Source organism: Gilliamella sp. B14448G11 (genome assembly GCF_016101765.1).
In the GTDB taxonomy this organism is placed as follows: Bacteria; Pseudomonadota; Gammaproteobacteria; order Enterobacterales; family Orbaceae; genus Gilliamella; species Gilliamella apicola_N.
In genome coordinates this window covers 22266-43756 of the sequence record NZ_JACFPX010000004.1, presented here as the reverse complement: position 1 = coordinate 43756, position 21491 = coordinate 22266, and the positions used below count along the sequence as shown (strand labels likewise).

Annotated in this window: 19 protein-coding genes and 1 other RNA gene; 10 read left to right on the top strand and 10 right to left on the bottom strand. The window is 35.4% G+C overall.

The window, feature by feature from the left end:
* The first annotated feature begins 33 nt into the window (after nucleotides 1-33).
* A complete protein-coding gene (gene purD, locus H3S88_RS04075) occupies nucleotides 34-1332 on the top strand; it encodes a phosphoribosylamine--glycine ligase (protein ID WP_086326220.1) in 1299 nt (432 codons plus the stop codon).
* Between the two features lie 98 nt (nucleotides 1333-1430).
* Here purD and H3S88_RS04070 read toward each other — a convergent pair whose 3' ends face one another.
* Complete coding sequence (locus H3S88_RS04070; protein ID WP_143422779.1) at nucleotides 1431-1799, bottom strand: hypothetical protein; 369 nt, start codon at nucleotides 1797-1799, stop codon at nucleotides 1431-1433.
* A gap of 753 nt (nucleotides 1800-2552) precedes the next feature.
* Between H3S88_RS04070 and rnr the strand changes: the two genes are divergently transcribed.
* The 9 genes from rnr (at nucleotide 2553) to H3S88_RS04025 (ending at nucleotide 12240) form a co-directional block, all read left to right on the top strand.
* Nucleotides 2553-5030: a ribonuclease R gene (rnr, locus tag H3S88_RS04065; protein ID WP_198227084.1), complete on the top strand. Its 2478-nt coding sequence runs from the start codon at nucleotides 2553-2555 to the stop codon at nucleotides 5028-5030.
* Nucleotides 5031-5783, top strand: a complete 753-nt coding sequence (gene rlmB, locus H3S88_RS04060; protein ID WP_086308866.1) for a 23S rRNA (guanosine(2251)-2'-O)-methyltransferase RlmB — start codon at nucleotides 5031-5033, stop codon at nucleotides 5781-5783.
* 14 nt (nucleotides 5784-5797) lie between these two features.
* A complete protein-coding gene (locus H3S88_RS04055) occupies nucleotides 5798-6412 on the top strand; it encodes a hypothetical protein (RefSeq protein WP_144091570.1) in 615 nt (204 codons plus the stop codon).
* Between the two features lie 188 nt (nucleotides 6413-6600).
* Entirely contained in the window at nucleotides 6601-8691 is a 2091-nt protein-coding gene (locus tag H3S88_RS04050) for a transcription antiterminator (protein WP_144091571.1), read from the top strand.
* A 26-nt stretch (nucleotides 8692-8717) separates the two neighbouring features.
* Nucleotides 8718-9020 (top strand): PTS sugar transporter subunit IIB, encoded by a 303-nt coding sequence (locus tag H3S88_RS04045; RefSeq protein ID WP_065738740.1) that lies wholly within the window; start codon nucleotides 8718-8720, stop codon nucleotides 9018-9020.
* Nucleotides 9021-9041: 21 nt separating this feature from the next.
* On the top strand, nucleotides 9042-10331 hold the full coding sequence (locus tag H3S88_RS04040; protein WP_065738741.1) for a PTS sugar transporter subunit IIC: 1290 nt from the start codon (nucleotides 9042-9044) through the stop codon (nucleotides 10329-10331).
* A gap of 14 nt (nucleotides 10332-10345) precedes the next feature.
* Nucleotides 10346-10750 (top strand): tetratricopeptide repeat protein, encoded by a 405-nt coding sequence (locus H3S88_RS04035; RefSeq protein ID WP_144091572.1) that lies wholly within the window; start codon nucleotides 10346-10348, stop codon nucleotides 10748-10750.
* Between the two features lie 12 nt (nucleotides 10751-10762).
* On the top strand, nucleotides 10763-11620 hold the full coding sequence (locus tag H3S88_RS04030; protein WP_144091573.1) for a class II fructose-bisphosphate aldolase: 858 nt from the start codon (nucleotides 10763-10765) through the stop codon (nucleotides 11618-11620).
* An 11-nt stretch (nucleotides 11621-11631) separates the two neighbouring features.
* Nucleotides 11632-12240 carry an AAA family ATPase gene (locus H3S88_RS04025; RefSeq protein WP_144091574.1) on the top strand — a complete coding sequence of 203 codons (609 nt, stop codon included), beginning with the start codon at nucleotides 11632-11634 and terminating at the stop codon, nucleotides 12238-12240.
* A gap of 203 nt (nucleotides 12241-12443) precedes the next feature.
* On the opposite strand, the gene H3S88_RS04020 is transcribed toward H3S88_RS04025, so the two are convergent.
* From H3S88_RS04020 to mdoH, 9 genes are all read right to left on the bottom strand, one after another.
* Nucleotides 12444-12989: a 5-formyltetrahydrofolate cyclo-ligase gene (locus H3S88_RS04020; RefSeq protein WP_144091575.1), complete on the bottom strand. Its 546-nt coding sequence runs from the start codon at nucleotides 12987-12989 to the stop codon at nucleotides 12444-12446.
* Between the two features lie 32 nt (nucleotides 12990-13021).
* Nucleotides 13022-13203: non-coding RNA, 6S RNA (gene ssrS / locus H3S88_RS04015), on the bottom strand.
* Nucleotides 13204-13268: 65 nt separating this feature from the next.
* On the bottom strand, nucleotides 13269-13553 hold the full coding sequence (gene zapA, locus H3S88_RS04010) for a cell division protein ZapA (RefSeq protein WP_065738746.1): 285 nt from the start codon (nucleotides 13551-13553) through the stop codon (nucleotides 13269-13271).
* A gap of 7 nt (nucleotides 13554-13560) precedes the next feature.
* A complete protein-coding gene (gene dxs / locus H3S88_RS04005) occupies nucleotides 13561-15423 on the bottom strand; it encodes a 1-deoxy-D-xylulose-5-phosphate synthase (protein ID WP_198227136.1) in 1863 nt (620 codons plus the stop codon).
* A 15-nt stretch (nucleotides 15424-15438) separates the two neighbouring features.
* Nucleotides 15439-16308 carry a (2E,6E)-farnesyl diphosphate synthase gene (gene ispA, locus H3S88_RS04000; protein ID WP_198227086.1) on the bottom strand — a complete coding sequence of 290 codons (870 nt, stop codon included), beginning with the start codon at nucleotides 16306-16308 and terminating at the stop codon, nucleotides 15439-15441.
* Nucleotides 16301-16546, bottom strand: a complete 246-nt coding sequence (gene xseB, locus H3S88_RS03995) for an exodeoxyribonuclease VII small subunit (protein WP_065738748.1) — start codon at nucleotides 16544-16546, stop codon at nucleotides 16301-16303. The genes ispA and xseB overlap by 8 nt, the downstream gene beginning before the upstream one ends.
* Before the next feature lie 192 nt (nucleotides 16547-16738).
* Complete coding sequence (gene rmuC / locus H3S88_RS03990) at nucleotides 16739-18085, bottom strand: DNA recombination protein RmuC (RefSeq protein WP_198227088.1); 1347 nt, start codon at nucleotides 18083-18085, stop codon at nucleotides 16739-16741.
* Between the two features lie 2 nt (nucleotides 18086-18087).
* Nucleotides 18088-19062, bottom strand: a complete 975-nt coding sequence (epmA, locus tag H3S88_RS03985) for an elongation factor P--(R)-beta-lysine ligase (protein ID WP_144091578.1) — start codon at nucleotides 19060-19062, stop codon at nucleotides 18088-18090.
* A gap of 67 nt (nucleotides 19063-19129) precedes the next feature.
* Nucleotides 19130-21487 carry a glucans biosynthesis glucosyltransferase MdoH gene (gene mdoH / locus H3S88_RS03980; RefSeq protein WP_198227091.1) on the bottom strand — a complete coding sequence of 786 codons (2358 nt, stop codon included), beginning with the start codon at nucleotides 21485-21487 and terminating at the stop codon, nucleotides 19130-19132.
* Nucleotides 21488-21491: the final 4 nt, after the last annotated feature.

Below are 21491 nucleotides of genomic sequence, written 5' to 3'. Positions count from 1 at the left end.
CTTCTTAAGGAAGAAGCATATAAAGGATCTTTTATGAAAGTATTAGTGATTGGGAATGGTGGACGCGAACATGCGTTAGCTTGGAAAATAGCACAGTCACCATTAGTATCAAAAGTCTTTGTCGCTCCAGGAAATGCAGGGACTGCACTTGAATCAGGTCTGGAAAATATTAACATTAAAGCGACGGATGTTAGCGGATTATTGAATTTTGCTCAGCAAGAGCAAATTGATCTTACCATTGTTGGTCCTGAAGCTCCATTAGTCATTGGTGTTGTTGATAGCTTTCAAAAGGCTGGATTAAAAATCTTTGGTCCAACAAAATCGGCATCACAACTTGAAGGTTCGAAAGCCTTTACCAAAGATTTTTTAGCACGGCATAACATCCCAACCGCCGAATATCAGAATTTTACTGAACTTGAGCCAGCACTAGCCTATATTCGCGAGAAAGGCGCACCAATTGTGATTAAAGCTGATGGTTTAGCTGCGGGTAAAGGTGTTATTGTTGCCATGACACTTGAAGAAGCCGAAGCTGCTGTAAACGATATGTTGGCAGGCAATGCTTTTGGTGATGCTGGACACCGTGTGGTTATTGAAGAGTTTTTAGAGGGTGAAGAAGCCAGCTTTATTGTTATGGTGGATGGCAAAAATGTTGAACCAATGGCAACCAGTCAAGATCATAAACGCGTTGGCGATGGTGATACTGGTCTTAATACGGGTGGAATGGGAGCGTATTCGCCAGCACCAGTTGTGACCGATGAAGTTTTTGCTAAAATCATGGATCAAGTGATCTACCCAACAGTCAATGGCATGGCACAAGAGGGCAATGTATATGTTGGCTTTTTATATGCAGGTTTAATGATTGATAAAGAGGGTAATCCCAAAGTTATTGAATTTAACTGTCGCTTTGGTGATCCTGAAACTCAACCGATCATGATGCGTTTGCAGTCAGATTTAGTCAAATTATGTTTAGCGGCAGTCGATGGTAACTTAGATACCGTAAAATCAAAATGGGATCCTAGACCAGCATTAGGTGTTGTAATGGCTGCAGGAGGTTATCCTGGCGACTATAATACGCAAGATGAAATCATTGGATTACCAACCGAATCATCTTCAGATTGCAAAGTATTCCATGCAGGTACTAGCTTTGAAAAAGGGCAAGTGTTTACCAAAGGTGGGCGCGTTCTTTGTGTCACCGCTTTAGGTAACACAGTCCTAGAGGCTCAACAACGTGCTTATCAGCAAGTTAATAATATTCGTTGGCATGGCTGTTTTTATCGCCATGATATAGGTTATCGAGCCATTGAGCGTGAAAAACATAGTTATAAACAGTAATATTAGCTAAATTTAATAACTCAAGGCGTCCTAGGACGCCTTTTCATTAACAAAAACGTTAATCAAAAGTCTAAACTTTTAAAGTAATGGGAAACTTCTCAAGGACTAAAAAACACAAAAAGCGCTAAAACCGTTCCTATAACAACGATATTATAAATACCATAGGCTCGAATAAAATAGGCGACGGAAGGTGAAAAAATAGGTAAATACGACGCTATAATACATACAAAGATAGCGATAAATAAGTATTTTAACCAATTTTCACATTGTTTATCCCAAATAAATATTATAAATACAGTAATAATTGATAACATAAAGGAAGAAGATGCCAATTTTACGTTCTTAGAAGTAAATATGCCATGCCAACTTTCTACTGAATAGTCTACAAGGCCTGCAACGAACAAACCTGGTAATATTATACAAGCCCAAAGAATTTTTTCTAAAATAAAAACAATCGTTTTTTTCATGTTTTTCAGTATTTCCTTATGTTCGAAATTATTATCTAAGTTATAACTAAATTTTATATCAATATCATATTGATGCATAGTATGTTGTAAATCAATAAGATAACACAATAATACAGATGAAAATTGAATATAAAAAATTGTTTAATTAATATAACTGTATGTGTTGGAAAGGTTAAAAAAACAAAAACTATTTCGTTAATAAATTTTTTAAATTCAGAAATTAATGTAATTCAAATTCTAAAAGAAAACATATCAATTAATTGGGTATTAATTGGATGCAATAAAATAAAGAGTAAGCAAATAGGTAATAATGATTTTATAAGAGTTAATAGAGTTATCACTAGACTGAAATAGCTTATATTATTTTAGTAAATAAAATGACTATTTATATATAATATGTGGATCGTTATTATTATAGCTAACATAAAAATAGTTTAGTGAAAATAACATTTAATTGAAACTAACTCATGCTTTATTTTATGAAGATACATTCGATAATTTTTTAGCCCAATCATTTTTACCATTTAATTTTTTATGACCTAAATTATCGTCTGAATAGTAAATTGCTGTTAATGTATAATGTAATAAAGCTTGATATCTGTCTTTTTGGGTTTATCAATATTAATAATTTATTAATAAAAATTAAAAATGAATTAAGAATCCTCTGATTGTTCTTGATAAATTGAATGTTCATTTTAAGTTATATCACTCTGTGTTATGCTAGCATTAATATTAGATCACAGGATGTTACTTATGATAAAAGATCCTTTTTTTGATAGAGAATCAGAAAAGTATGATTCCCCAATTGCCAGTCGTGAACTTATTTTAGATTACCTTAAAAAAGAAGCAAAACCTGCCAATTTAGAGAAAATTGCCCAAGCTGTTGCGATTAAAAGTGATGAGCAAAAAGTGGCTTTGCATCGTCGTTTACGTGCGATGGAACGTGATGGACAAGTCGTGTTTACTCGCCGTAAATGTTATGCCTTACCTGAAAAATTTGATATGGTTAAAGGAAGTGTAATTGCACACCGTGATGGCTTTGGTTTTTTGCGAGTAGAAGGTAATCCAGAGGATTATTTTTTATCACCTGAACAGATGAAAAAAGTGTTACAAGGCGATGTGATTTTAGCTCAACCATTGGGAACCCAATATCGTGGTAAAGTCGAAGCACGGGTCGTGCGAATTTTAGAGCCTCGTAGTAATTTTATTGTTGGACGATATTTTATCGAACAAGGTGTCGGCTTTGTAGTGCCGGATGACAGTCGTTTAAATTTTGATATTTTGATTGTGGGCAAACCTGATCGTACGGTACGTATGGGCTCTGTTGTGGTAGTTGAATTACAGCAACGACCAGAGCGTCATCAAAAAGCGGTAGGGATAATTAAAGAAGTGCTTGGTGAAATTATGGGAACCAATCTTGCCATTGATATTGCGCTTCGTAATCACGAGATCCCTTATGAATTACCGAAAGCTGTTATAAAAGAGACCAGCAAATTTACCGAACAAGTTCCAGAAAATGCCAAAAAAGGACGCAAGGATTTGCGTGAATTACCTTTGGTTACAATTGATGGCGAAGATGCTCGAGATTTTGATGATGCTGTCTATTGCCAAAAAAATCGTGGAGGAGGTTATCGCTTATGGGTCGCAATTGCAGATGTAAGTTACTACGTTCGTCCAGGTAAAGCATTAGATAAAGAAGCCTGCTTACGCGGTACATCAGTCTATTTCCCATCTCGCGTGATCCCTATGTTACCAGAAGTGTTATCTAACGGGCTTTGTTCGTTAAACCCGCAAGTTGATCGCTTATGTTTAGTGTGTGAAATGACTGTATCAAATAAAGGTCGTCTAACAGGTTATGAATTTTACGAAGCTGTGATGAATTCGCATGCAAGATTGACTTATACCAAAGTTGCTAAGATTTTAGATGGTGATAAAGAATTACGTGAGCATTATCGTGATTTAATCCCACATCTTGAAAACTTGCAAGGTCTTTATAATGTACTTGATAAAGCTCGTATTGCACGTGGTGCGATAGGTTTTGAGTCCGAAGAACCAAAATTTATTTTTAATGCCGATAAACGTATTGAAAGTATCGAATTGACCCAGCGTAATGTTGCTCATAAAATCATTGAAGAATGTATGATCTTAGCGAATGTAGCTGCTGCAAAATTCGTGATTAAAGCTGATGTACCATCTTTATTCCGTGTACATGATAAACCTGATGAAGAGCGTATGAATAATCTGCGCAGTATCTTAAGTGAACTTGGGTTATCACTTGGAGGTGGTTCAAATCCTAAACCAAAAGATATTGCTGAGTTAATGGTTGCTGTTGAAGAGCGACCAGATCATGATATGCTACAAACTGTTATTTTAAGATCAATGAAACAAGCTATTTATGATCCAGAAAATCGTGGACATTTTGGCTTAGCACTTGAAGAGTACGCACACTTTACTTCGCCTATTCGTCGTTATCCAGATTTACTCTTACATCGAGCCATTAAATGGATTTTAGCTGATCAAAATCACAAAACAAGCAAAACGGGTGGTTATCGTTATAGTACCAGTGAAATGCTTTACTTTGGTGAACACTGCTCAATGACAGAACGTCGAGCTGATGAAGCTGTTCGCGATGTTGTGGATTGGCTTAAATGTGATTACATGCAAGATCATGTTGGTGAAGTCTTTAATGGAACTATTTCAAGTGTCGTTAATTTTGGATTCTTTGTTCGTTTAGATGATTTGTTTATTGACGGTTTAGTTCATGTCTCTTCACTTGAAAATGATTATTATAATTTTGATGGCTCACGCAACCGTCTTATCGGCGAAAATACTCGTTTCGTATATCGTTTGGGCGATAAAGTACAAGTTAAAGTCGATAATGTGAATCCAGAAGAACGTAAAATTGATTTTTCGTTAGTGGGAAGTAATAATAAGCCGAAACGTCAAGGCAAAACAGCCAAAGATAGATCTAAACAGGATAAAATCGATTTAAGTGCTGATTTACCCATTAAACGAAAAGCGAAAAAATCATCCAGCAAGAAAAGAAGTACTAATGCTAGCACTAAAGCTGAAAATAAAACCCAAAGCAAAACCCAAAGTAAAACTAAGACCAAAACAAAAGCGAAAGCGATTGTAAAAACTAAAACTAAATCAAAAAATAACACTAAGAAAAACAGTAAATCGAAATCGACAAGTAAAAAACAACGAATAAAAACGAAGAGTAGCAAATAGATGAGTGAAACAGTTTATGGTATGCACGCTATTGAAGCATTATTAGCGCGCTCACCAGAAAGAATTATTGAAGTATTTATTATTAAAGGGCGTGAAGATAAACGTCTAATTGCCCTTATTCATCAATTGGAACAACTGGGGTTGCCTGTTAAAGTAGCTAATCGTCAGTGGTTGGATGAAAAAACCAAAAATGGTGTCCATCAAGGTATTCTAGCTATGGTTAAACCAAGCCGTGGTTATCATGAAAACGATATTCCACTACTGATGGAACAGCAACCTAATCCTGTCATCTTAATTTTAGATGGTGTGACTGATCCTCATAATTTAGGGGCATGTATTCGTACAGCTGATGCAGCTGGTGTAAGTTTTATTATCGTGCCAAAAGATCGCTCAGCACCACTTAATTCTACCGCACAAAAAGTAGCGTGCGGTGCGGCAGAAAGTGTTCCTGTTGTGCGAGTAACTAATTTAGCCCGTACCATGCGAATGCTACAAGATGAATACCAAGTTTGGATTGTCGGTACTGCTGGTGAAGCCGATAGAACGCTTTATCAAACTGAATTTTATAAATCATCGACCCCGACGTCACTGGCTTTGGTGATGGGTGCAGAAGGTGAGGGCATGCGTCGTTTAACGAAAGAACATTGTGACGAATTAGTCAGTATTCCAATGTCAGGCATTGTCTCTTCGCTTAATGTATCAGTTGCAACAGGTGTTTGTTTATTTGAAATTGTACGCCAAAAGAGTAAATAGTAAGGGCGGGTAATATGCTAGGATTGCTTAAAAAACTATTACCAACCAAAAAAGAAATGCCAGCACTTTCAGGGCGAGATCTTCATGGTCGTAATAATGTTGGTTATCCGACTATGCAAATTTCACGAGAAATTGATAATGTGGTAAAAACGCAATACAAAGCCATCAAACCGATCATCAACCAATATAAGGATACCCTGTTTTTTAAATGGGGACCGAGTGTTATAAATGATAAATTGAACGATGAACAACTGGCTAATTTATCAGGTCGCAATTTACAAATGGTCTATTTGTTGTTATTTCGTGACATGCTTCGGTACCTTTCTGAACTCGTTACGTTAAAAAATGTACCCGAAAACTGGCCAGAAGTTTTTGCCCAAACCGTGTTGGATAATTGTCGTATGCTTAGTGATGCAGACGATAAAGATATTGCGAAGAAACAGCAATTATTTGCTAATACTGAACGTTTTGCAGTGGATGTCCCCATTGATGAAAAAAATCCTGACAACACAGAAATTCCTGATTGGACAGTACCTATTGCTGAACTGATCATGATTCCGTCAGATATGATCTATAAATGTCATCGCCCATTGATAACCGCAATTGAAAAACGAGAAAAACATGGTTAATGTTATTTTCTAAAAAATAATTAAATGAATCCTTAAAGCAGGATTCATTTTTTATCTTTTCTTAATTTCCTTTCTTTGATTATTTCCAATCTGTAAATTTTGCAATTTATATTTGCAAAAATACCAACTAGGTAAGCAAATTTATCTCACTTATACTGCATTTAAGAAGTAAATAGGTGAATAAGTTTATGCGAACAAGAACCATTGAATTATTTAAGAAATTTATTTCCATCGACTATCCTTTAACTGTCGAAATGCTATCGGAAGATTTCCAAATTAGTGCCCGAACGCTACGCAATGAAATTAATGAAATTAATGCTTTTTTACAAAAAAGATGTTTACCCGAAATTTCAACGGTACGTAATAAAGGCTTTATCATTGATGCCACACAAGAACAAAAACAGCAAGTCCATAATGCGTTATTAGGGGTATCTATTTCACCCATTTTAAGTAAGGATGAACGCCAATTTGATTTGTTGTTATCCATTGCTTTTTCTAGCTGCCCAACTATTTTATGTCATAAAGAAAATATCTATTTTGTTTCGAAAAGTGTATTAGATGAAGATATTCGTAAACTTAAAACACGATTAAAAAAATACGATATTGAATTAACCAGCTTGCCTAAACAAGGAATGCAGCTCATAGGATTAGAGCGCTCTATTCGTTTAATGATGTATGAAGCAATTAACCAATTCTATGGTAATCTAGAATTGAATAAACCATTACATGAACTGAGTTTAATACAGCAATTACTCTTTAAGTATGTACCTCAAAATCTGATTATAAACCTATTAAAACTTGCCCATAAAACCATCAGTCAAATTCATGATGAAATTTATGTTCAACAAATTGTAATTTTTACTGCCATTTGGGTCATTCGCAATCAACATCAACATCATTTAACTATGGTTAGAGCCGATTTTAAACACCATGAATCGGGGCAAATCACAAAATTTATTCATTTAGTTTGCCAACATGAAAAGTTGCAAACCAATCGACAAGAACAACAATATATTATCTACATGCTTGAAGCATTCAACACTAAAGATATTAATAACTATGTCGAGTGGTTAAATGCACAGTTATTGGCAATTAAATTGGTGAATTATGTTGAAGAAAAAACACAAATTCCATTTTCAACCAAACAAGAACAACTTTATGAAAACCTTTGTAAACACTTAGCAGGATTGATTGCCAGAGTAAGTAATAATATCCACATTATTAATCCGTTACTTGATAATATTAAACAAAATTACGATGAAATTTACACCGTAATTAAACGCTTTATACAAAGCCCTGAAGCAAATTTAAGTCATAAAGTTTCTGACGATGAAATCGCCTTTTTAACAATTCATTTTTCTGCTTTTGCTAGTGCAATTAACCAAGATCGTAGCTATTTTTTTAAAGCAGTGGTTGTTTGTGATCATGGCATTGCGACTTCTAATTTATTAGCTGAAACACTCAAAGAGTTTTTTAATATTGATATTTTGGCCATTCTAGGTCGAAATAATTTTGATCTATTAGATCAGCTTGATTATGACTTAATTTTTTCTACATTTCCGTTACAGCATTCGGCTCATCCCGTATTGGTGTTAGAACCCATTTTGAAAGAAAAAAATCATCCCATTATCACCGATTTTCTAGCTAAACATCGATCTAACCAACGAATTGTCAACCATTTAGATGATGCCACTGATCTTTTTTACTCTCTTGTCAATTTAATTCAAGAAAGTGGTGGCGTTGTGTCTGCACCAATCTATAACCGGCTTGAGAAGTGTTTAGCGATTAATAATCTTAAAATCAATAAAAGGAAAATTCAGCCTATGTTGAAAGATATTTTGACTGATGATGACATCATATTACAGCAAGATTGCCGTGATTGGCGACAAGCTATCACTACTGCTGCTGAACCACTACTAAAAAAAAGTTTCATCTTACCATCCTATATCCAAGCCATGATTAGCTCGGTTGAACAATATGGTCCGTATATTGTGATAGGAAAGGATTTAGCATTAGCACATGCTCGACCAGAAGATGGCGTGAATCAATTAGGGGTGAGTGTGGTAACGATGCGTGAACCTGTGGATTTTGGTAACTCAGATATGGGGCCAGTAAAAATTATATTTTGTTTGGCAGCCATCGATTCTTTTTCTCATCTCAATATTATGCGTAGCTTAATTGAGTTGATTAATGATGAACAAAAACTTACGCAACTCACCACGTGCCAATCGGTACAGGAATTTAAAACAATTTTATTTAATGAAACAAAATCGGCTTAAACAACTCAGTCGTAGGAGGATTGAAAATGAGTAATTTAACTATTTTATTTGTTTGTGGCGCAGGATTAGGCAGTAGTTTTGCTGCACAAATGGCTACCGAAGACGTGCTAAAAGCTAAAGGTATTGAAGCTAATTTAGATCATACTGATATTTCATCCGCTGCGGCGATGAATGCCGATATCATTATCACGGCTGAAAACTTTCGCCCACAGTTTGCCAAATTCAATATCAACGATAAAACCACCATCGTGTTTCTTAGAAATATTGTTTCCAAAGTTGAAATTGAGGAAAAGCTTTGCCCCGTTTTACAGCAAAAAGGACTGATTTAGTCGCGATAACAGGAGAATATTATGAATGTGATTAACTTTATTATCGACAATATTTTAACGCAGGCTTCAATAACCATTAGTTTAATCGCCATGCTTGGGCTTATTTTACAAAAAAAATCAGTCGGACAAATTATTTCAGGAACACTAAAAACCTTATTAGGCTTTCAGGTGTTAAATGCAGGTTCAAGCATTATTGTTGGTAGTTTGACTTATTTTGGTCAAATCTTTACCGCCGGTTTTGATATGCAGGGAATTATTCCATCCATTGAAGCCATAAATGGACAAGCCATGAATCAACTAGGTTTAGGTCGCGATATTGCACTGACCTTTTTGATGATCTTTATTTTCAATATTCTTATTGCTCGTTTGACTCGTTGGAAGTATATCTTTTTAACTGGACAGGCGATTTTGTGGATGGCGACCATGACGACCGTATTTGGTAGTGTAGCAGGCCTTTCTGGAATAGCTTTAATTTTAGTGGGAGGTTTAATTGGTGCTATTTTTGCAGTAATGATGCCAGCCATTGCGCAGCCAATTATCTATAAAGTGACAGGATCAAATGATATTGCTCTTGGTCATTTTTGTACAATCGGTTATCTATTTGAAGCGGGTGTTGCTTATGTAGTGGGTGAAAAAGGTGAGAACAAACGCTCAATTGAAGATATGAAATTGCCCAAGTCATTCGAATTTTTACAAGATACTTATCTATCTGTAATGGTGGTTATGGTACCACTTTATGTCATTACTGTACTGTTTGCGGGTGAACAATATGCCTCAACTTTATCAGGCTCACAAAACTATGTGATTTATGCCTTTACACAATCAATTATTTTTGTGGTAGGGATCTATGTATTGTTAGCAGGCGTGCGCTTATTGCTGGGTGAAATCGTGCCAGCGTTTAGGGGAATTGCCATGAAAGTGGTACCAAATGCCATTCCAGCGCTTGATTGTCCGGTGTTCTTTCCATATAGCCCAAATGCAGTAATTTTAGGTTTTATTACTACTTCAATTGGTACAGTGATTGCGATGTTAACACTGCCGTTCTTTGGTTTAGCGATGATCTTACCTGGCATGTTAACTAACTTTTTTGCAGGGGGAACCGCAGGCATATTTGGTAATGCGATTGGTGGGCGTCGTGGTGCTTTAATTGGCGGGATAGCACATGGCTTTTTTATTACCTTATTGCCTGCACTGCTGGTTACTATTTTTACGCAAATGGGCTTTGTTAATGCTACAGCAACGGATGTGGATACCGTTACAGTCGCATTACTTTATGCGTGGGTGTTAGGTCCAATTTTGAAACACTTTTAACAAGGATAATTGCTATGTTTAGCTTCTTCAGAAAAAACAAACCAAAAGTCGAAGAACCCAAGACCGAAATAAAAGCCAGTTTAACATCAGAACAAATCGTTCAAATTGAGCAATCGATTCAGCAATTGCAACAACAAATTGCGAACAGTGACGATGCAAAACTTTTGGCTGTTTTATACGAAAAAACAGGAATGTTGTATTACCAATTAGAACGTATTGATTTAGCGATTGAGTATTTAGAAATCAGTTTACAACATAAAAAATCAATTGGAGAGGGTTATAAAATTTTAATGAGTTTATATAACCTAAAACGCGCCGAGGCTGCAACACATGGGTCAATGGCTGATATCGATTTTTGGCTGAATAAAATGGATTCCATGCGTAATATCGCCAAACAAGTTACGATTCTACGAGATTAAAGGAAAATTATTATGTATACCAATTTAAAAGCTGTCACTTCATTAGCACAAAAGCTTAATTTTACCGTAGGTGCATTTAATACACATAATTTAGAAATGTTACCCGATATGCTTCGAGCAGCCAAAGAAGTAGGTGCCCCCATTATTATCCAAACAAGTGTCGATACGGCACGTTATATTGGCTATAAAGTTTTGGTAAATGCAGTAAAAGCCATCGCAGATGAAGAGATAGTCGATGCTGTATTGCACTTAGATCATGCCAAAAATTTTGATGATATTAAACAAGCTATCGACAGCGGTTTTACCTCAGTCATGTTTGATGGTTCTTCACTGCCTTTTAAAGAAAACATATTAAAAACGCGCGCGGTTGTTGAATATGCCCATGCGCGTGGAGTATCAGTTGAAGGGGAGCTGGGCACCATAGGTGGCACAGAAGAGGGGATTAAGGTTGATGATAATGACAAAGTCTATACTAACCCTAAAGATGCGTTAGAATTTGTTAAAGCAACGGGTATTGATGCTCTAGCCGTTGCGATTGGCACTAATCATGGACAATTTAAATCAAAAACAGAAGTGAATATTCCGTTATTGAAAGAAATTTATTCTCTTGTCAATATTCCGTTGGTTATTCATGGTGGGACAGGTGTTAAAGAAGAAGATTACCCTGAATTGATTAATAATGGTATTCGCAAATTTAATGTAGGTACCGAGTTATTAGTTAACTGGACACAAGTGGCCAAAGATAAGTTCGCACAAACTGAAGTCAATAAATCATTACGCCACAATGTTATTCCTGCTAATCAGGCAGTAAAGGAAATTGTGAAGCATAAAATGAGTTTATTTCTTAATGTGAATGGTCGTGTTAACTGAGGTGCATTGATATGCAGAAATATTTAATTTTACTGGCAGGTTGTCCATGTACAGGCAAAACGTATCTAGTTAAACAATTGCAACAGCAATTTAAAGACAGCTTTGTATTAACACCCGATGAAGCTAAAGTTTTGTATGCCGAATCGATCGGTTTTAATTCTAAAGCTGAAAAAGAGGCATTAGAACACAAAGTCTGGCATTTTTATTATGGTGTGTTGCAACTGTATATGGATGCAGGTAAAAAGATCATCATTTCTGAATATCCTTTCAGTGATAAGCAAAAAAAGCAACTCAGTGAATTTGCTGATCACTATTATTATCAAGTGGTTACAATTCGCTTAATTGCTGACTTTGATATATTATGGCAACGTCGCTACCTGCGCGACCGCTCGCCAGAACGTCATTTGAGTCATATTATGCAACATTATCACTATGGTGATAAACTTGAAGATCGCAATTTAGCCGACGATTTAGTGACGAAAGAACAATTTTATCAAATCTGTCAAACCAGAAAGTATGATCAGTTTGCTTTAGGTCAAGTGATTGAAGTAGATGTAACCCACTATGCAAAGGTCAATTATTCAAGTTTATTAGATGAACTCAAACAAATTGTTAAATAACAACTCTTTTTAGGTAAAAAATGCCGACTTAGCTTTTTCAACTTATCTTTTTCAACTTAGCTTTGCCGACTCAGTTTTGTCGGCATAGTTATTTTGTTTGCTTACTTACTTTTTATCATTTCAACAGCAAATCAATGATAAGAATTAAAAAAGTTTGCACAATAATGCTTAACCATACTGGGTTATTGCCATTATTGATAATATTAAGCGTAGATGATTTCTGGTAGTTTGACATCCCATGGTTGATTATCAATATGAGGTACTTTTTGGCAGGCAAACGCCAGACCGATAGGCAGAATTTGCTGGCTTTGGTAATTAGCTAACATACGATCATAATATCCTCCACCCATACCCATACGATAACCTCTTTCATCAAAAGCAACCAGTGGAGTAAAAATAATATCTAATTTTTGGAATGGTAATACATTTAGTACATTTAAAGCTGGTTGCAGTATATTAAATTTGTTTTTAATTAAAGATGTTTGTGGGGTGTATTTTAAAAAGAGTAAATGCGAAGAAGCAAATGGGTGTATAACAGGCAAATAGACAGACTTATTTTGTTGCCATAGATATTCTATAATCGGTTTCGTTTCCACTTCACCATCAAATGATAGAAATATTGCTATATTTTTTGCTAATTTTATATTTTGATGTTGAGTGATTTGTTGATAAATAGAATTTTGCGCATTAATGCGTTCGGTTAAGGAGAGTTGACGCCTTTTTTGACGTATATTCTGTCTAATATTCATCAGTTATCACTGTAGAAATAAAACAAGATAAAAGCACTCCAAGATGTCGTTTAGGGTCGTAACCCTTGAACCCAAGGTTCAAGGTGAACAACATGTTTCGATTTTTAGGTTTCCTTACAAGTAAGGCTTACACACCAATCAAAAGTCATATCATTCTAATATAAAGAGTATCGGCTCAGGGGACTAACCCACATCGCGAACATCCCAGAGATGCATATAATATTACAGAATTTAACAAATGATACAAGGAAGTTTTTATCAAATTTACAAATAAAAACGTTAATTGTTGGTATTCAAAGCAGAATCAAGCAATTGTTGTAGCATTTTTAGCCTATGGCTAAATTCGTTACTTTTTTCTTTTTCCTTAGTTAACTCGTAAGAAATATTGAGTGCTGCGGTCATGATAAGTTGCTCACTACCTATTTGTGGAGATTTTTCACGCAAATTAGATAAGCGCTCATCCAAATCTTTTGCGGCATTGGTTAGTGCGTCAACTTCATCAACCGGACAATTGAATTTTAATGTACGTCCAAAAATTTGAATAGTGACAGCTTGAGTTTCCATATTTAACCTATTTATTTATAAATTCATTAATTTTTTCTATAATATGTTCACAGTTTAATCCCATCTCATCTCTCATCTCATTTTGAGATCCTTGAGGAATAAACTTATCTGGTAATCCAATATTTAAAATATCACATTTTATTTTTTTAGATAATAAAAATTCACAGACGCCACTACCAGCACCGCCTTTAATACTATTTTCTTCTACAGTGACAAGTATATTATGAGTTTGGCTAATGTGCAAAAGGACTTTTTCATCTAATGGCTTAACAAAACGCATATCTATGACTGTAGCATTAATTTTTTTACCCGCCTGTAAAACTTCAGGTAGTAATGTGCCAAAATTGAGTAAAGCTATGTTTTCTCCTTCAATGCATAATTTTGATTCACCTATTGGTATGGGCGTTAATGGTTCTAATTGCACTCCAACACCTTCACCACGAGGATATCGCACTGCTACAGGACCATTATGTAAATAACCTGTATAGAGCATTTGTCGACACTCATTTTCATCACTAGGCGTCATTATGACAAAATTAGGTATGCAACGCATAAAACTTAAATCAAATGAGCCCTGATGCGTTTCACCGTCGGCACCAACAATACCTGCTCTATCTATAGCAAATAAAACAGGTAAGTTTTGAATGGCAACATCATGAATAACTTGGTCATAAGCACGTTGTAAAAAAGTTGAATAAATTGCTACGATTGGTTTTAAACCACTAATAGCAAAACCCGCAGCAAGTGTAACTGCATGTTGTTCAGCGATGGCGACATCAAAAAATTGATCTGGATAAAGATTGGCAAACTTGGTCATACCCGATCCTTCACTCATTGCAGGAGTGATAGCCATTAGTTGTTTATCATTTTGCGCCATTTCACACAACCAATCACCAAAAACTTGAGAATAGGTTGGTATAACTTTATTTGTCTCTGGCAATATTCCATCTTTGGGATTAAATTTTGGTACACCATGCCATAAAGTTGGATTTTGTTCTGCTGGTGCGTAACCTTTGCCTTTCTGCGTAATAACATGAAGCAATTGGGGACCTTTTAGTTGCCGAACTTTTTGTAAAGTGGTTACTAAACTTTCAACATCGTGCCCATCAATAGGACCAATATAATTAAAACCAAGTTCTTCAAATAAGATCGCTGGTGTCACTAAACCTTTTAAATGTTCTTCGGTTTTTTTAAATAATTCTTTTAAAGGTGGAATATTAGCAAGCACTCGTTTGCCACTTTCACGGAACGAAGTGTATGTTTTACTTGAAAGAATCTGGGCTAAATGTTGGTTAAGTGCACCCGTATTTTCTGAAATTGACATGTCATTGTCGTTAACAATCACTAACATGTCGGGTTTAATATGCCCGGCATGATTCATTGCTTCAAATGCCATACCAGCGGTAAGTGCACCATCCCCAATAATTGCCGCTACCTTTTGTCCAGATTGTTTTTTTTGCTCACTAATAGCAATACCTAAAGCGGCGCTGATAGAAGTTGAAGAATGGCCTGTAGTTAAAACATCATATTCGCTTTCATTGCGATGTGGGAATGGATGAAGCCCACCTTTTTGCCGGATTGTGAGCATTTGATCACGTCGGCCAGTTAAAATTTTATGTGGATAAGCTTGATGACCAACATCCCAAATAATTTTATCAAAAGGGGTGTGATAAACATAATGCAGTGCTACTGTTAATTCAACCACCCCCAGCCCTGATGCTAAATGTCCACTAGATTGACTTACACAATTTAACAAAAATTGTCTTAACTCACGACAAATTTCAGGCAGCTGAGATTGAGGATAACATCGTAGATCCTGTGGAAAGTTAATTTTTTTTAATAAGGGATAATTATCCAAATTCATTTTTATCATTAAGTCATCGTGTTAACTATTTCGATTTATAATAAAACCAGCGAGATCTTGCAGTGGTTGGCTATTATAAGGTATTTGGTTGAGACTATCGATAGCTTGATCATATAACTGTTTTGTCATGTCTATAGCTGTTTGTAAGCCTAATAAAGCAGGATAGGTAGATTTCTCATGTATAATATCGGAGCCTTTAGGTTTGCCCATAATAGCTTGTTCACCAATGACATCTAAAATGTCATCCTGAATTTGAAAAGCGAGTCCAATTGCTTGAGCATAGCTATCGAGCAAGGAATAGTAAGGCTTACTTATATCGCCACTGGCAAATGCACCTAATCGGACCGCTGCGTTAATTAATGTTCCAGTCTTATAGTTGTGGATTTTTTGTAAATGTTCAAGGGTGATAGATTGGTGCTCTGCTTGCAAATCAAGTGACTGTCCTAAGCACATACCCGCTAATCCGCTAGCATTGGCAAGTTCTGCAATCATATTAATTTTAACTTGATTATCCAGATGTTGGCTTTCAGATAATATACTAAACGCTAATGATTGTAATGCATCACCAGCAAGTATCGCTTCAGCGTGTCCATATTGGATATGACATGTCGGTTTTCCACGTCGTAAGTTATCATTATCCATAGCCGGTAAATCATCATGAATTAATGAATAAGTATGAATCATTTCAATTGCAGCCGCTGCTTCATCAAGTTTTGATAACGGACAATCAAACATTTGCCCAGTTAAATAGACCAGTATTGGACGGATTCGCTTACCGCCAGCTAGCAAGCTATAGTTCATAGCTTGTTGCAATTTAGAAGAAGGGAACTGAGCAATATATGTCGTTAAGAACGTATTGATTCGCTCTTGTAATGGTTTTAAATTATTCATTATTATCGGTTAAAAATTCAGATAGTTCTGCATCACTATTTTCAGATAATAATATCTGAATGCGTTGTTCCGCTTGTTGTAATTGCTTTTGACCTGATTTAGCTAATTTGACACCTTTTTCAAACTCATTCAATGCTTCGTCTAATGGTAAATCACCATTTTCTAATTGTGAAACAATGGTTTCAAGTTGTTTAAGTGTTTCTTCAAAACTAGGTTCAGTTACTTGTTTTTTAGCCATATTGTATTCCTTGTTGTACAAAATGAGTATACACGTATTTTCAATAATGGTGAATTAAGATGTTTTATACTCAAACGTATGCATTACCTGAAACTTTTTGACAAAATTTAATAATGTAATTTCGACAATGTACTTTAAAAAACGTAAATTCAACAACGTTAATTTAATTGATTAGCCATCACAGTAAGATATTTAATCTTTATTTCGGTTAAGTTCATCTACAGATAATAATGCAATGTCTGGATTAATTGGTTTTTTAACTTCTACGCCTAATTCACGAAATCGCTCAATTTGACCAATAATATTACCGCGACCTTTGGAGAGCTTATTAAGAGAGTTTTGATAAGTTTGTTGAGCTTTATCAAGCGTGCTACCAAGGTTTTCCATGTCTTCAACAAAACCGCGGACTTTATCATACAATTTACTTGCTTTATCTGCAATTAGCTCTGCATTACGATTTTGGTGTTCATAACGCCATAAATTATGAATCGTACGTAAGGCAACCAAAAGAGTGGTTGGGCTGACAATCATAATGTTATTTTTGAGCGCATCATTAATCAAAGATGGATCACTATCAATAGCACATAAAAATGCTGGCTCTACAGGGATAAACATTAATATATAATCTAATGAATTAATGCCAATTAACTTATGATAATCTTTTTGACTAAGCTGCTTTAAATGGTTACGTACTGAAGTTAAATGATCGGATAATGCTTTGGTTTTTACAATTTCTTCATCATTATTGAAATAACGTTCATATGCTACTAGTGTCACTTTTGAATCAATAACCACATCACCTCCTTGAGGTAGATGTACAATGACGTCAGGTTGTAAACGTTGGTTATTTTCATTGGTTAAATTGACCTGTGTATCATATTCATAACCTAATCTTAAACCCGAATTATCAAGTATTTGGCTAAGTATAAACTCTCCCCAATTTCCTTGAATTTTATTGTTACCTTTTAAAGCATTAGTGAGATTGGTTGCCTCTTTAGTCATTTGTTGATTCAGTTGCTGTAAATTGCGAATCTCATAAGTAAGCGTATGGCGTTCTTTTGCTTCCTCGCCAAAACTATCTTGCACTTGCTTTTTAAAGCTCTCCAATTGTTCTTTTAATGGTGATAATAAAAAATTAAGGCTTTGCTTGTTTTGTTGTTCAATTTTTTTACCACTGTGCTCGAATATACGATTGGCTAAGTTTTCAAACTGAGTTGTAAGTCGTTGTTCACTTTGCTCAAGTATTGTCTGGCGTTCATGGGCTGCATTACGCGTTTCTTCTAAACGCGTTTTTAGTTCACTAATAGTCGCAAATTGCGCGATATTTTGTTGACGATACTGGTTTAACTCACTTTCAAGCTGATTTAATTCATTAGTTAATGTTTGATTCTCTTGTCTTATCTGAGAAAATTGTAAATTAAATAATTGGTTTGAATTATTAATAACTAGCTGTGATTTAACTAATAAAATTAATAAAATCAATGACACTATTCCAAGAATAATCGCGACCCACTCAGTAAGACCAAAATTACTTATCATCACTAAGCCCTTTCAAAGGTAAATGAAATGACATCATCTAGTTTCTTTGAATCAAGCGCTAACATGATTAAGCGATCTAAACCTATCGCAACTCCAGCGCAGTCAGGTAGACCATTTTCCATTGCTGCTAATAGCTCAATATCGATTTCTTGTTGAGGAAGATTCAAATTGAGTCTATCTTGATTGTTTTGTTCAAAACGTAGTCTTTGTTCTTGTGGGTTTGTTAATTCTTTAAAACCATTAGCAAGTTCAACACCTTTGTAATAGAATTCAAAGCGCCCAGCAACGCGATGATCTTCACTGCTAATTGCAGCTAATGCTGCTTGTGAAGCAGGGAAGTTATATACGGCAATCGGTTTATCATGACCAATATGGGGTTCAACGCCAAAAGTAAATAAACATTGCAATAAACCATCTTTATCAAACTCTTCTGTTTTGATCCCGATATTGAGCTGATTAACTGCGTTAACTAACGTTGCTTGATCTGCTTCTAATGGATCAATATTAAGGTGACGTTGAAATGCTTTTTGATAAGAAACACGTTCCGCTGGTTCACAATCTAAAATTGTTTGTAATAGATCATCAACTTCATTAATCATTTGCATCATATCAAATTGAATACGATACCATTCAAGCATAGTAAATTCAGGATTATGAAAATCGCTGATTTCCTCATGATTGCGAAAACATTTACAGATCTGATAGATTGGACCACTTCCCGCTGCTAATAAACGCTTCATGTGGTATTCTGGACTGGTAATTAATGACATCTTTCGCCCAAGTTGTTCGTCGAATTCCCCCGGTCTAAAAAAGGTAGTAGAGAAAGAACTCAAATGCACATCAGTAACGGCATATTGGCTCAAGGTCGGCGTTTCGACTTCTAATATACAGCGATCAGTAAAAAATTGTCGTACTTGTGAAATAATTTTCGCGCGCTTAAGTAGGTTATTGATAGATGCGGAAGGTTGCCAAGTCATAAAAAATATCCATGGATTTTGATCAATTACTAAAAGAAGAAAAATAGGGCTTAAGCCCTATTTTTTATTATTGACGTTCATTTTGCCATAAAGTGAATAAATTGTCGTATATTTCTTGCAACTGCCAAACATGCTGATGTAGCTCAGAAAGAATGATTGGATCTTCTAAAATTGCTAACTGTTGTTCTTTATTGATTTTTTCTAAATCAGCTTGTTTAAATTGCTCAATTAGCTCAAGACGCCTTTGCTCAATTTTTATATTAGGTAAATGGCGAGAAGTGGACAATGCGCAAGCTAACGCATTGTAAATAGGATCAACCAATGCCATGATAAAACCATGTTCAACGATGTTAGCTTCCGTTTTAACTAGATATTCTCCCGTCATGGTCACAGCTTTAGCTGGATGAGTTTCCTCTGGAGTTAAAAATAGACCTAGTTTTTTCGCGCTCATGCCAATGCTTGATAATCCTGAAATTCTAATCACTAATGGCGAAATAGTCAGTGGAATTAGAATAGCAATATACCAGTAAGTAAACTGAGGATTTAACCAAATAATCACGCCAAGCCAAATAATGCCTAATAAAGAGAGAGGCCAACAAAAATAGAAAGATTCACCCCATGTTAAAGCATCGTCGTTTCTTGACGGGGATTTCCATTGAATTTTACTGCCTAGCCATGCTTTTATCACAAACTTACTATGGAATATCATGCGTATTGGGGCGAGTATCATCGACCAGAACATTTCGATGAATATTGATAGAGTCAGCTTGAAAATCCCCCCCACATCTTTGGCACCTGTTTTAGCAATGATAATGCCATAACTAAAGAATTTAGGCGCAAACAATAATACCATCGTCGTAGATAACAATTGTAATGCCAAATTTTCATCCCATCTTGGCCATGTCGGATAAAATTGGTTAGGTTGGAAAAAATATTGTTGATCAGATAAATTAAAAACTAATAAAAGCAGCGTTGAGAAAAATAAAAATGTTAACCATAATAAAGATGAAATATAAGCCATTCCACTCGTTAAAAACATAACTCTGTGTGTTAAAGTTATACCACTTTTAAAAATCAATCTTAAATTAATTAAGTTCCCCATACACCAACGGTTATCTCGTTTTAGATCTTCAATCATATTGCCTGGTAGCTCTTCGTAACTGCCATTCATATTATAGGCGATCCAAACTCCATATCCTGCACGTCTCATTAAAGTCGCTTCAACAAGATCGTGTGACAAAATATGAATCGGCCCTTTACGTTTTTGTAGTGGGGATAAAATACAGTGTTCAATAAAAGGTTTTAAGCGAATCATCGCATTGTGTCCCCAATACTGTGCTTCACTAAGTTGCCAAAAATGGGTGCCTGCACAAAAAATATCACTGTAAATCTGATTGGCAAATTGTTGGATTCGACCATAAAGCGTCTTCATTCTAACTGATTTTGGCGGTGACTGTAATATGCCCGCTTTAGGTGTCATTTCCATCATGGCAATCATATTTAATATACAATCACCAGTCATAATGCTGTCGGCGTCAAGTATTAACATATATTCATATAAATGTCCCCAGCGTCGACAAAAATCATCAATGTTACCACTTTTACGTTTTACTCGACGTTTACGATGTCGGTAAAAAATATTGCATCCATTATCATCTTTCTGAGCATTAAAATCTGCCCATGCTTTTAATTCATTTACATAAAGATCGGGATCATTCGTATCGCTTAAAATATAAAAATCACAGCAATCCGCGTGACCAGTTTCAACCAAAGATTGATAGGTCGCTTGTAATCCAGCAAAAACGCGTGCTACATCTTCATTACAAATTGGCATAACTAATGCAGTACGATGATTAACATCAATGTGTTTTGCTGCATCTTTAGGGATTTCAATAGTATAGCGGTCTTTTCTTATTACAGCTAAAATTAGTCCCATAACGCTTGTCCAAAAACCAATTGAAATCCAAGCAAACAAAATAGCAAATAGGAAAATAATAAAACCTTGTATAATATAAGGAATAATACTGTATATGGCTAATTCAGGGTTATTAGCCCAATTAGCCATGAAATTAATTTTTTCCCAGCTTTGATAAGGTAACAGTGTCGATAGATAGGTAGTCCCGAAATATGTTTGTATTACAATTAGTGCAAACATTATTAAGCGACGAATAACCGCGATGAGATTAACTTTAGCTTTGAAATTGGCTTTATAGCGTTTGTTCCATTTTTGTGGTTGAATCGAAACGCGTTCAACTTTTGGATAACTGGGTTGCTGATTTCTTTCATCAATGTAGTTTGATGTATCGCCAATTTGATTTAGGCGATATTTCAGAAATTCAGTATTATTTGGCTCAATTCCATTGTTTTTTGATTTCTGGCGCCAGTTATCTGCGCCAGAAAGAGTAGCAAAGTAATCTTTTTTCATTATG

What these genes read in the sequence shown, in the direction of transcription:
- mdoH (WP_198227091.1), bottom strand. Translation starts at nt 21,487, where the DNA reads ATGAAAAAAGATTACTTTGCTACTCTTTCTGGCGCAGATAACTGGCGC.
- H3S88_RS04025 (WP_144091574.1), top strand. Translation starts at nt 11,632, where the DNA reads ATGCAGAAATATTTAATTTTACTGGCAGGTTGTCCATGTACAGGCAAA.
- rmuC (WP_198227088.1), bottom strand. Translation starts at nt 18,085, where the DNA reads ATGATAAGTAATTTTGGTCTTACTGAGTGGGTCGCGATTATTCTTGGA.
- H3S88_RS04045 (WP_065738740.1), top strand. Translation starts at nt 8,718, where the DNA reads ATGAGTAATTTAACTATTTTATTTGTTTGTGGCGCAGGATTAGGCAGT.
- zapA (WP_065738746.1), bottom strand. Translation starts at nt 13,553, where the DNA reads ATGGAAACTCAAGCTGTCACTATTCAAATTTTTGGACGTACATTAAAA.
- H3S88_RS04040 (WP_065738741.1), top strand. Translation starts at nt 9,042, where the DNA reads ATGAATGTGATTAACTTTATTATCGACAATATTTTAACGCAGGCTTCA.
- H3S88_RS04070 (WP_143422779.1), bottom strand. Translation starts at nt 1,799, where the DNA reads ATGAAAAAAACGATTGTTTTTATTTTAGAAAAAATTCTTTGGGCTTGT.
- purD (WP_086326220.1), top strand. Translation starts at nt 34, where the DNA reads ATGAAAGTATTAGTGATTGGGAATGGTGGACGCGAACATGCGTTAGCT.
- H3S88_RS04020 (WP_144091575.1), bottom strand. Translation starts at nt 12,989, where the DNA reads ATGAATATTAGACAGAATATACGTCAAAAAAGGCGTCAACTCTCCTTA.
- rlmB (WP_086308866.1), top strand. Translation starts at nt 5,031, where the DNA reads ATGAGTGAAACAGTTTATGGTATGCACGCTATTGAAGCATTATTAGCG.
- H3S88_RS04030 (WP_144091573.1), top strand. Translation starts at nt 10,763, where the DNA reads ATGTATACCAATTTAAAAGCTGTCACTTCATTAGCACAAAAGCTTAAT.
- ispA (WP_198227086.1), bottom strand. Translation starts at nt 16,308, where the DNA reads ATGAATAATTTAAAACCATTACAAGAGCGAATCAATACGTTCTTAACG.
- H3S88_RS04055 (WP_144091570.1), top strand. Translation starts at nt 5,798, where the DNA reads ATGCTAGGATTGCTTAAAAAACTATTACCAACCAAAAAAGAAATGCCA.
- H3S88_RS04035 (WP_144091572.1), top strand. Translation starts at nt 10,346, where the DNA reads ATGTTTAGCTTCTTCAGAAAAAACAAACCAAAAGTCGAAGAACCCAAG.
- rnr (WP_198227084.1), top strand. Translation starts at nt 2,553, where the DNA reads ATGATAAAAGATCCTTTTTTTGATAGAGAATCAGAAAAGTATGATTCC.
- xseB (WP_065738748.1), bottom strand. Translation starts at nt 16,546, where the DNA reads ATGGCTAAAAAACAAGTAACTGAACCTAGTTTTGAAGAAACACTTAAA.
- H3S88_RS04050 (WP_144091571.1), top strand. Translation starts at nt 6,601, where the DNA reads ATGCGAACAAGAACCATTGAATTATTTAAGAAATTTATTTCCATCGAC.
- epmA (WP_144091578.1), bottom strand. Translation starts at nt 19,062, where the DNA reads ATGACTTGGCAACCTTCCGCATCTATCAATAACCTACTTAAGCGCGCG.